At 49.0% G+C, this 10417-nt stretch carries 12 protein-coding genes; all 12 read left to right on the plus strand.

The features are described 5' to 3' along the window. Positions 1 to 831, plus strand: an 831-nt coding sequence (locus ACI955_RS16850; RefSeq protein WP_415244909.1) for an Hsp70 family protein, incomplete at its 5' end; no start/stop codon positions are given. Between the two features lie 10 nt (positions 832 to 841). Continuing rightward, positions 842 to 1180 (plus strand): ISC system 2Fe-2S type ferredoxin, encoded by a 339-nt coding sequence (gene fdx, locus ACI955_RS16855; protein ID WP_415244910.1) that lies wholly within the window; start codon positions 842 to 844, stop codon positions 1178 to 1180. A gap of 34 nt (positions 1181 to 1214) precedes the next feature. Then, positions 1215 to 1415, plus strand: coding sequence for a Fe-S cluster assembly protein IscX (gene iscX, locus ACI955_RS16860; RefSeq protein WP_415244911.1), 201 nt, complete (start codon positions 1215 to 1217; stop codon positions 1413 to 1415). A 228-nt stretch (positions 1416 to 1643) separates the two neighbouring features. After that, a complete protein-coding gene (gene ndk / locus ACI955_RS16865) occupies positions 1644 to 2072 on the plus strand; it encodes a nucleoside-diphosphate kinase (RefSeq protein WP_415244912.1) in 429 nt (142 codons plus the stop codon). Positions 2073 to 2102: 30 nt separating this feature from the next. Then, positions 2103 to 3248 (plus strand): 23S rRNA (adenine(2503)-C(2))-methyltransferase RlmN, encoded by a 1146-nt coding sequence (gene rlmN, locus ACI955_RS16870; protein ID WP_415244913.1) that lies wholly within the window; start codon positions 2103 to 2105, stop codon positions 3246 to 3248. Positions 3249 to 3267: 19 nt separating this feature from the next. After that, positions 3268 to 4080, plus strand: a complete 813-nt coding sequence (gene pilW, locus ACI955_RS16875) for a type IV pilus biogenesis/stability protein PilW (protein WP_415244914.1) — start codon at positions 3268 to 3270, stop codon at positions 4078 to 4080. Between the two features lie 8 nt (positions 4081 to 4088). Beyond that, positions 4089 to 4871 (plus strand): helix-turn-helix domain-containing protein, encoded by a 783-nt coding sequence (locus tag ACI955_RS16880; RefSeq protein ID WP_415244915.1) that lies wholly within the window; start codon positions 4089 to 4091, stop codon positions 4869 to 4871. Beyond that, complete coding sequence (gene ispG / locus ACI955_RS16885; RefSeq protein ID WP_415244916.1) at positions 4868 to 5980, plus strand: flavodoxin-dependent (E)-4-hydroxy-3-methylbut-2-enyl-diphosphate synthase; 1113 nt, start codon at positions 4868 to 4870, stop codon at positions 5978 to 5980. The genes ACI955_RS16880 and ispG overlap by 4 nt, the downstream gene beginning before the upstream one ends. 58 nt (positions 5981 to 6038) lie before the next feature. Next, positions 6039 to 7316, plus strand: a complete 1278-nt coding sequence (gene hisS / locus ACI955_RS16890) for a histidine--tRNA ligase (protein WP_415244917.1) — start codon at positions 6039 to 6041, stop codon at positions 7314 to 7316. A 31-nt stretch (positions 7317 to 7347) separates the two neighbouring features. Next, a complete protein-coding gene (locus ACI955_RS16895) occupies positions 7348 to 8025 on the plus strand; it encodes a YfgM family protein (RefSeq protein ID WP_415244918.1) in 678 nt (225 codons plus the stop codon). Further along, positions 8025 to 9176, plus strand: coding sequence for an outer membrane protein assembly factor BamB (gene bamB, locus ACI955_RS16900; RefSeq protein WP_415244919.1), 1152 nt, complete (start codon positions 8025 to 8027; stop codon positions 9174 to 9176). Before ACI955_RS16895 ends, bamB begins: the two co-directional genes overlap by 1 nt. 51 nt (positions 9177 to 9227) lie before the next feature. Continuing rightward, positions 9228 to 10417, plus strand: a 1190-nt coding sequence (gene der / locus ACI955_RS16905; protein ID WP_415244920.1) for a ribosome biogenesis GTPase Der, incomplete at its 3' end; no start/stop codon positions are given.

Below are 10417 nucleotides of genomic sequence, written 5' to 3' on the forward strand. Positions count from 1 at the left end.
CCCCGTGTTCGTGAGCGTGTGACTCAGTGGTTTGGGCGTGAGCCTTTGGTAGATTTAGACCCTGATAAGGTGGTTGCCCTGGGCGCGGCTTTGCAGGCTGATCAATTGGTGGGCAACCGCAGCGGCGATGAAATGCTGCTGCTTGATGTTATTCCCCTGTCTTTGGGAATTGAAACCATGGGCGGCCTAACAGAGAAAATCATCCACCGTAATACCACCATACCAGTGGCGATGGCGCAGGAATTTACTACCTTTAAAGACGGTCAAACTGGCATGGTCATACATGCGTTGCAGGGTGAACGTGAATTGGTTGAGGATTGCCGTTCTTTAGCGCGCTTTGAGTTGCAGGGAATTCCTCCGATGGTGGCTGGCGCAGCGCGTATTAAAGTGACGTTTCAGGTTGATGCTGATGGCCTCTTGCGGGTGAGCGCGCGTGAGGAGAGTACGGGGTCTGAAAGTCGTATTGAAGTGAAGCCAGCCTATGGTTTAAGTGATACCGATATAGCCGATATGCTTAAGCAATCTTGGGCCTCAGCGGTTGGAGACAAGGAGGCGAGAGCCTTGCGGGAGCAGCAGGTAGAAGCGGAGGCTTTGTTGCAGGCGCTGTCTGCGGCGCTGCTTAAAGATGGTGAGGCTATGCTCAGCGAGAGCGAGCAGCAAGGCTTACTCGCTAAGATGGAAGTTTTACACCAAGAGCGCGAAAATGGCTCGGTTGCTAGCATTGCCAAACATATAGACATTGTCGGTAAGGGCAGCGAAGTCTTTGCCGAGCGTCGTATGGACGCCAGTATTAACCACGCACTCGCCGGTCGGCGAGTCGACGAAATTTAAGGAAGCCGGAATGCCACGTATTGTAGTATTACCTCATGAAGCGCTTTGCCCAGACGGTGAAGTGTTGGAAGCGGCGTCAGGGGAGACGGTGTGCGACGTCATGCTCGCTAATGGTATTGATATTGAACATGCCTGTGAAAAATCCTGCGCTTGTACTACCTGCCATATTATCGTTCGCGAAGGCTTTCCGTCTTTGGCTGAGGCCGATGAACTGGAAGAAGATATGCTTGATAAGGCTTGGGGTTTAGAGCCCGATTCCCGTTTGAGTTGCCAGGCAGTGGTAGGCGACGCGGATTTGGTCGTCGAGGTGCCGCGCTATACTATTAATATGGTCTCTGAGAGCCATTAAACCCCAATAGACTTTTAAAGAAGGTGTGCCGAAAATGAGCTTGAAATGGATCGATGTATTGGATATTGGTATTGAGCTTGCCGAAAAATTCCCCGAAACCGACCCGGTTCATATCAACTTTGTTGATTTGCGAGATAAGGTGATGAATTTAACCGACTTTGATGATGATCCAAAGCGCTGCGGCGAGAAGATTCTCGAGGGTATTCAGGCGGCATGGATAGCAGAGCAGGGTTGATTTGGGTGTTTGTAGCGTCTGGCAGGGTTAGCTGGTGGTCGCGCTAAGGATGGGCATTTCTAGGTGCCTTCTTTACGTTTTCTGGATGCTTATGCGAAACACTGGTCAGAACTGATTGTCATCCATTGTCTCTCGTACCTATTTGCTGGTAATGCGCGTATAATTCGACGATTTTTCGTAGCGGGCAAAATTATTGCCCAGATTTTTTATTTTTTTGGAGAAAGACCGATGGGCGTTCAACGCACTCTTTCCATTGCTAAGCCAGATGCTGTTAGCAAAAATGTGATTGGCGAAATCTACAGCCGCTTTGAAAAAGCCGGTTTGCGCATTGTGGCGGCTAAAATGCTGCGCTTGAGCCGTGAACAGGCTGAAGGTTTTTATGCTGAGCATAAAGGTCGTCCGTTTTTCCCCGCTCTTGTTGATTTTATGACCTCTGGTCCTGTGACAGTGCAAGTCTTGGAAGGTGAAGGTGCGGTTTTACAGAATCGTGAGCTGATGGGTGCAACTAACCCGAAAGATGCCGCTGCAGGCACTATTCGTGCGGATTTTGCTGAATCTATCGATGCTAACGCCGTACATGGTTCGGATTCGGAAGAGTCAGCGGCGCGCGAAATTGCGTTCTTCTTCTCTACCAGTGAGTTGTGTGAGCGCGTTTAAACACATTTCTACTCATTGCGGGGCATGAAAATGGAAACACCAGCAGCGGTAGTACAGCAGATGAAAGTGAATTTGCTCGGCATGTCGCGTAAAAATATGGAAGTGTATCTCACTTCTATTGGTGAAAAGCCTTTTCGTGCCCAGCAGATCCTCAAGTGGATACATCACTCGGGGATCGATAATTTTGACGAGATGACAAATCTCGGCAAGCCCTTGCGCGCCAAGCTTCAGGAGCTTGCCGAAGTTCGTCCTCCCAACGTGGTCAAGCAACTCGATTCCATCGACGGAACCCGCAAATGGGCGGTAGAGGTTGGCGGTAATAATTTGGTTGAAACGGTGCTTATTCCCGATGGCCAGCGCGGCACGTTGTGCGTGTCGTCTCAGGTGGGCTGCAGCTTAGATTGCAGTTTTTGCGCCACTGGTAAACAAGGATTTATGCGCGATTTAACAGCGTCTGAAATCATCGGTCAGGTTTGGTTGGCCATTAAATCCTACGGCGGTTTTGAGGCTGGTAGTAAGCGCATCGTCACCAATGTCGTGATGATGGGTATGGGCGAGCCGCTGCTTAATTTTGATAGTGTGGTAGAAGCTATGAGCTTGATGCTGGACGACTTTGGCTACGGTCTGTCGAAACGTCGAGTTACCTTGAGCACATCGGGTGTCGTCCCTATGTTGGATAAGCTGGGTGATGTTTCTACCGTGTCACTGGCAATTTCATTGCATGCACCCAACGATGCTTTGCGAAGCGAATTAGTGCCAATTAATAAAAAGTACCCAATCGCTGAATTATTGGCGGCCTGTCAGCGGTATTTGGATAAGCAAGAAGATACTCATCGGGTAGTGACTATCGAATACACATTGATAGCTGGTGTAAACGATGGTCTTGAGCACGCAAAGGAATTGGCCGAAGTACTTCGTGATTTACCCTGTAAAATTAATTTGATTCCATTCAATCCTTTTTCGCTGTCAAATTACGTGCGTCCAAGTAAAAACGCGATAAATCGGTTTTGGTTGGTCTTAACCGAAGCTGGCTATGTCACTACCGTGAGAACACCCCGCGGCGATGATATTGATGCTGCGTGTGGTCAGCTGGCAGGACAAGTACAAGATCGCACTAAGCGCAGTGAGCGACATCGCCAGCGGGCGGAGTTAGAACAAGCTATTCGCTTGGTATGAATTTTCGGGAGCATACTGCATGTCGTCGTTAAGAATAAAAGGCATCAGAGTATTACCTTCTATTCTGGTAATGCTCGTATCAGCGTTGGTCTTGTCTGCATGCGTCACAACGCAAAGTGGCGGTTTTGCGTCGAAAACAGATGATAAAAAGGCCTTTGAGACCTCTCTGCAATTAGCCCGTAGCTATATCGCTCAGGGTGATTGGGGTCAGGCAAAACGTCACCTGCAATATGTTGAAGCAGCGGATAAAAACAATCCTGAAACATTAGAAGCTTTGGCCTTAGTTTTTCAGAACACGGGTGAGCTTGAATTGGCTGAGCAGTATTATTTGCGTTCAATCAGCTTGGCGCCCAAGGCGTCTCGGGTACGGAATAATTACGCCGCTTTCCTTTATGCGAGGGGGCGGTATGCAGAGGCAGCAAGTCAGCTTGAAGTTGTTGTTCAAGAATTATTATATGAGCGTCGAGTCGAGGCATTCGTAAATCTTGGCCGCTGCTATATCCAATTAAACCAGTTAACAAAAGCAGAAGGCGCATTTAAACGTGCATTCTTAATGCAGGGCGATGACGCCGCGGTGCTCATGTCCTTGGCCGAAGTGTATTTTCGTATGGATCGCTTTGCGGATTCACAGCGATTTTACGATGCCTACCTGAGTAAAAATCCGGCACAAAATGCCGCTGCTTTATGGTTGGGTATTCGTTTAGCTGACAAGTTTGATGACAAAAATGTGCATGCCAGCTTTGCCTTAGCACTGAAAAATTTGTATCCAAAATCGGAAGAGTACCTACTTTATAAAGCGTATATGCAAAACTCTCAGCAGGGGAGCCCTTAGGAATTAATATGTCGTTAACCAAGCAGCTTTATCCCGGACCGCCGGGATCAGTATTGCATGATGCGCGTATCAGCGCGGGTAAGTCTGTGTTGGAAACGGCTGAAGCGCTGAATTTGTTGAACAGCTATGTTGAGGCTATAGAGCAGAACGATTATTCACGGTTTAACTCACCGCTGTTCGCGCGGGGTTATATTAAAAGTTATGCGCGATATATGGGGCTGGATGAAGCGCCTTTATTGAGTGATTGCGATCGAATCTGCCGTCGCGAAGAGCAAACTAGTCAGCAGCGTCACATTCAGGTTCAGGGCAAGGTGCAAGCGCCGGGTCATGCCGGTTTGATATTGGCCTTGTTCGCCGCCTTCTTTGTTTGGGCACTTGCCTGTTGGGTATTTGACGGTAGTGAATCTAAAGTGCCCCCCATTATTGTCATAGAGCAACAGTTGCCGTCCTTACCCATGTTGAAGATGGCTCCTTCGCTGGGAGAAACGCTACTGTCTGGCGATCTTGTGAAGACTCGTACAGACGAGCCGTCGGAGCTTAACAGTAAACCCGTCGAACTAAAGTTTATGATCAGCGAAGATGTCTGGTTGGAAATGCGTGACGCCCACAATAATGTCAGGGTAAGCGGCGTCCAGCAAAAAGGTGAAACGCTTCATTTTAAGGTGCCAGGCCCGGTGACCGTTAGCACTGCATACTGGCCGGTGGTTGCCATGTATTACAACGGTAGTCTGGTAGAGCTTAAAGAATTAGCAAATAGTAACGTAGTGCGGCTACAAGTAGGTGAATTATGAAAATGGCATCTCCGATAAAACGTCGGGTTTCGCGGCAGATTTATATCGGCAAGGTTGCTGTGGGTGGTGATGCGCCGATATCCGTGCAAAGCATGACCAATACCGAAACCTGCGATGTGGCCGCCACGGTCGCCCAGATTCGGCGTTTAGAGGCCGCGTGCGCGGATATTGTTCGGGTGTCTGTGCCTAGCATGGAAGCTGCGGAGGCGTTTCGAAAGATTCGCGAGCAAGTGTCAGTGCCGCTGGTAGCGGATATTCATTTTGACCACAAAATCGCTTTGAAAGTATTGGAATATGGCGTGGATTGCCTACGCATTAACCCAGGTAATATTGGCAGAGAAGATCGCGTTCGCGCAGTTATTGATGCAGCAAAATTCCACAATATCCCAATTCGAATCGGTGTGAATGCTGGCTCCTTGGAAAAAGAATTACAGCGTAAATACGGCGAGCCAACCCCCGAGGCTTTGGTTGAGTCGGCCATGCGTCACATAGATATTCTCGATAAATTAGATTTCCAGAATTTTAAGGTTAGTGTCAAAGCTTCTGACGTTTTTATGGCAGTGGCAGCTTACCGCCAACTGGCGACCCAAATAGACCAACCTTTGCACCTAGGTATCACCGAGGCCGGTGGCTTGCGCGGTGGTACCGTTAAGTCGGCGGTGGGTTTGGGCATGCTATTAATGGACGGGATTGGCGATACTATTCGGGTTTCCTTGGCGGCGGACCCAGTTGAAGAAGTAAAAGTTGGCTACGAGATATTGAAGAGTCTCAAACTGCGCAGTAAGGGAATTAATTTTATTGCCTGCCCAAGTTGCTCTCGGCAGAACTTCGACGTTATCAGCACCATGAACGAGCTGGAGCTGCGTTTAGACGACGTCACTACGCCATTGGACGTTGCGGTTATCGGTTGTATTGTTAATGGTCCGGGTGAGGCGAAAGAGGCTGAGATCGGGCTAACCGGCGGTACCCCAAACAATTTAGTGTATGTGGATGGCAAGCCAAATCACAAAGTGAAGAACGATGTATTAATCGATCATCTAGAAAAATTGATTCGTGAAAAGATCGCTCTTAAACAAGAACAGGACAAAGACCTTATTGCACGTAGCTGAGCATAACCAGTTTATAAGAAGCGGCTCATACACTGTGTTTGGTCAATAGGAATTATTTTTGGCACGTATTCAATCAATTCGCGGCATGAACGATATTCTGCCTTCCGAAACGCCGCAGTGGCAGTATTTGGAAGCCTGCGTGCGCGGTGTACTTAGTCGCTATGGCTATAGAGAAATTCGCTTTCCGATAGTCGAGCATACCGAGCTTTTTAAACGCTCTATTGGTGAAGTAACCGATATTGTCGAAAAGGAAATGTATACCTTTGAGGATCGTAACGGCGACAGCTTAACATTGCGCCCTGAGGGGACGGCGAGCTGTGTGCGAGCCTGCGATCAAAACGGCCTACTTTATAATCAGATCCAGCGGCTTTGGTATACCGGGCCTATGTTTCGTCACGAGCGTCCGCAAAAGGGCCGCCTGCGCCAGTTTCATCAAATTGGTGTTGAAACTTTTGGTATGGCCGGACCAGATATTGACGCCGAATTAATCTTATTAACGGCGCGATTGTGGCGAGACCTCGGTATAAGTGAGGCTCTTACCCTGGAATTAAATAGTATTGGCAATGCCGAGTCTCGGGCAAATTATCGCCAAGCCTTGGTTGATTATTTGACCGGTTTTAAAGACGAGTTAGACGACGACAGCAAGCGTCGATTAGAGTCTAATCCGCTGCGGGTCCTAGATAGTAAAGATCCTAAAACTCGGGAACTGCTGGTAGCTGCGCCGGTACTAAGTGACTACCTTGACGACGTTTCACGCAGTCACTTTGTGGGCTTGTGTGCACGCTTAGATGCTGCGGGCGTTAGCTATAGACTAAATCCGCAGTTGGTGCGTGGTTTAGATTATTACGGGTTAACCGTGTTTGAATGGACTACCGATAAGCTGGGAGCGCAGGGCACTGTCTGTGCTGGTGGCCGCTACGATGGTTTAGTTGAGCAATTAGGCGGTAAGGCCACGCCCGCGGTCGGGTTCGCAATGGGTATTGAGCGGCTAGTGTTGATGTTGGAAACGCTGGAAGTGATGCCGGACGAGCAGGCGCAGGCTGATATTTTTATTGTGTCGGTTGGTGAAAAAGCGGATATAGAGGCACTAAAAATTGCAGAGCAGTTACGCGATGCCATGCCATCGGTAAAGGTGTTAATAAATTGCGGCGGTGGCAGTTTTAAAAGTCAGTTTAAAAAAGCGGATAAATCGGGTGCCTCAGTTGCTGTGGTGCTCGGCGAAGATGAGTTACAGGGTGGCCAAGCCGCAGTCAAACCGTTGCGAGCTGGACAGGGTGAGCAACAGTTGGTCGCGCTGGCCGAACTGGTAAATACTATTTCTAAAAATTATTTTTAAAGGCGACTAGACAAGTCGAAGAGGAAGTTTAGTGGAAACGTATCGTACAGAAGAAGAACAAGTCGAAGCCATTAAAAGATGGTGGCGGGAAAATGGTAAATCTACCGTTTTTGGTATTGCCCTTGCACTGGCCATTGTATTTGGCTGGAAGGGTTGGCAGGGCCACCAGCAAACACAGGCTGGAGAAGCATCGGCAATGTTTGATGATTTGCTGATTGCAGACGCTGCAGTGCAGCGAGATGGCAGTAGTTTAGCTACTGCGCAACATTTGGCGAACACCCTGACAGATCAGTTTTCGGGCTTGAGCTATGGCCAGTTCGCCGCGCTATTTAAAGCTAAATACGCAGTAAAAAGCAGCGATTATGAAACAGCAGTCACTGAGCTTGAGTGGGTTTTGGCCCAGCGCCCAAGCGCGCAAATCAAAGCACAGGCTGAAATACGCTTAGCACAAGTTTTTTATGCGCAGAAAGAGTACGACAAAGCCTTGGCGTACTTAAGCACGCTCGCCGCTACTGGTTACGCAGCTGAGGCCGCTGAGTTAGAGGGCGATGTGGCATTTTCTCAGCAAGATAATGCGGCGGCATTAGCGGCGTATCAGCGCGCTAGATCCTTGGCTCGTCAGCAAGAAGCACCGGTAAATAACGCGATGCTAGAACTGAAAATTAATGACTTATCTGCGGCCGAAGTCGCTGTAGAAGGGGCGAAGTAATGCGGTTTATTTCTGCGGTTAGTATATTGCTAGCAAGCGCGATGATGGTGGCGTGCGCCTCAGACCCGACTAGTCGGGAGCCGGCTAAATTGACCGACTTCAAGGCAGAGAAAAAACTTAAGGAAGTTTGGTCTTACTCATTGGGTGATGGCCAAGCAGAGGCTTATCACCGTATTACGCCGGCCATCGATGGCGATGAGATATTCATTGCGTCATCGAACGGCAAGGTTGCGGCACTAAAAAAAGCCAGCGGTAAGGAAATTTGGAAGAAGTCTTACGATTTGCGGATATCGGGTGGCGTAGGTGTATCTGGCACGCTGTTATTTGTTGGCACCTCAGACGGTGAAGTTGTCGCGATTGACCGGATCTCTGGTGATATCGTATGGCGTGCTCCTATGAGCAGTGAAGTGCTTTCCGCGCCACAGAGCAATGGCTCTGTAGTCGTCGTGCAAACCTATAGCGGCGACGTACAGGGATTTAATTTTGAAGATGGTAAGTTGTTGTGGAGCTATTCCTCACAAGTTCCCCGCTTAACTTTGCGTGGTACCAGTACCCCCAAAGTGGTGGGTGATATTGCCATGGTAGGTTTTGCCAACGGCAGAGTGCTCGCCTTTGATATCGATAACGGTTCTGAGCTTTGGGAACAACGTATTTCCGCTCCCCAGGGTAGTACCGAAATCGAGCGTTTAGTCGATGTCGACGGCCGCTTACTGGTTATGGACGATAGGAATACAGTTGTCGCCACTGGTTATCAAGGCCAGGTCATGGCCATTGATATTCGCAGCGGTCGCCCGTTGTGGGTTAAGGACATGTCTAGTTACGTAGGCGCTGCTGAAAATTTGGGTAAAGTGTTTGTGGTGACTTCTGATGGCAGTGTCAATGCGATTGATGACAATGGTCAGGGCGCACTTTGGACGCAAACGGTATTGGCGCGTCGTGAATTAACTGAACCGGTGGTATTTGATGGTGCGATTGGCGTTGGTGATTATGAAGGTTATTTGCATATGCTAGCGCGGGAAGACGGTCGCCTGATCGCTCGTACAAGAGCTGATCGCGATGGCTTGCGTGCGCCGATGCTAAGCGATGGCAATTTGTTATATGTGTACGGAAATAGCGGCGAATTGCTTGCCTATAAACTGCAAGATCGTTAAGTAAAAAATTTTGTCATTCGGCCCGAGTGCTGATCAGAGTTAAATAGAATTATGGTTCCTGTTATTGCCTTGGTAGGCCGACCTAATGTCGGTAAGTCAACTCTGTTCAATCGGCTAACTAAAAGTCGCGATGCCTTGGTGGCTAATTTTCCAGGCTTAACTCGCGATCGTAAGTATGGCGAGGCGACTCACAGCAATCGTCGCTATATCGTTATAGATACTGGCGGTGTTAATGGCGACGAAGTGGGTATCGATGGCCCCATGGCGCAGCAGTCGATGCAGGCTATTGATGAGGCCGATGCAGTATTGCTGATGTTGGATGCGCGGGCGGGTTTAATGCCTGCAGACGAAGGTTTAATAAAACATCTTCGCAGCTGCTCTAAGCCGGTGTTTTTTGTCGCTAATAAAGTGGATGGGACCGACGCCGAAGTAGCGAAGGCCGAATTTTATAAGACTGGCGCTGCAAAAATTTACCCCCTAACCGCCACCCAAGGTAAAGGTGTGCGGATACTGATGGACGATGTCCTAGCGCACTTTCCGCAAGAGGCTGAAGACAAGCAGGCTTCCCTTGCTACCGGGAAAAAAATCGCGGTAGTAGGGCGTCCCAATGTGGGCAAATCGACGCTTGTAAACCGCATGCTCGGTGAAGACCGTGTGGTGGTATTCGACGAGCCCGGCACCACCCGTGACAGCGTGTATATCAATTACGAACGCGACGGAGAAGGCTATACCCTGATCGATACGGCGGGTATTCGTAAGCGTAAGCATATTTCAGAAGCAGTTGAAAAATTCTCGATTGTAAAAACGTTAAAAGCGATCGACGACGCCCATGTTGTGATTCTAGTGATGGATGGTCGCGAGAGTATTGTTGATCAAGATTTGCACTTATTGGGACAGGTAGTGGATTCCGGTCGCGCAGTTGTGGTGGCTATCAATAAGTGGGACGGCCTCACTACCGAGCAAAAGGACCATATTAAGAAAGAGTTGGATAGGCGTTTACAGTTTATCGACTTTGCCGAAATTCACTTTATTTCTGCCCTGCATGGCACTGGCGTCGGTCATCTTTATGAGTCGGTGGAAAAAGCCTATGAGTCGGCTACTCGGCAGTTACAGACCCGAATGCTAACGACTATTTTGGAAGGTGCAGTGCACGACCACAATCCGCCAATGATTAATGGTCGCCGCATTAAGCTTCGCTATGCTCACCCTGGTGGGCAGAATCCACCTATCATCGTGATCCA

It is taken from the genome of Zhongshania sp., assembly GCF_047636175.1.
Taxonomy (GTDB): domain Bacteria; phylum Pseudomonadota; class Gammaproteobacteria; order Pseudomonadales; family Spongiibacteraceae; genus Spongiibacter.

What these genes read in the sequence shown, in the direction of transcription:
- fdx (WP_415244910.1), top strand. Translation starts at nt 842, where the DNA reads ATGCCACGTATTGTAGTATTACCTCATGAAGCGCTTTGCCCAGACGGT.
- iscX (WP_415244911.1), top strand. Translation starts at nt 1,215, where the DNA reads ATGAGCTTGAAATGGATCGATGTATTGGATATTGGTATTGAGCTTGCC.
- ndk (WP_415244912.1), top strand. Translation starts at nt 1,644, where the DNA reads ATGGGCGTTCAACGCACTCTTTCCATTGCTAAGCCAGATGCTGTTAGC.
- rlmN (WP_415244913.1), top strand. Translation starts at nt 2,103, where the DNA reads ATGGAAACACCAGCAGCGGTAGTACAGCAGATGAAAGTGAATTTGCTC.
- pilW (WP_415244914.1), top strand. Translation starts at nt 3,268, where the DNA reads ATGTCGTCGTTAAGAATAAAAGGCATCAGAGTATTACCTTCTATTCTG.
- ACI955_RS16880 (WP_415244915.1), top strand. Translation starts at nt 4,089, where the DNA reads ATGTCGTTAACCAAGCAGCTTTATCCCGGACCGCCGGGATCAGTATTG.
- ispG (WP_415244916.1), top strand. Translation starts at nt 4,868, where the DNA reads ATGAAAATGGCATCTCCGATAAAACGTCGGGTTTCGCGGCAGATTTAT.
- bamB (WP_415244919.1), top strand. Translation starts at nt 8,025, where the DNA reads ATGCGGTTTATTTCTGCGGTTAGTATATTGCTAGCAAGCGCGATGATG.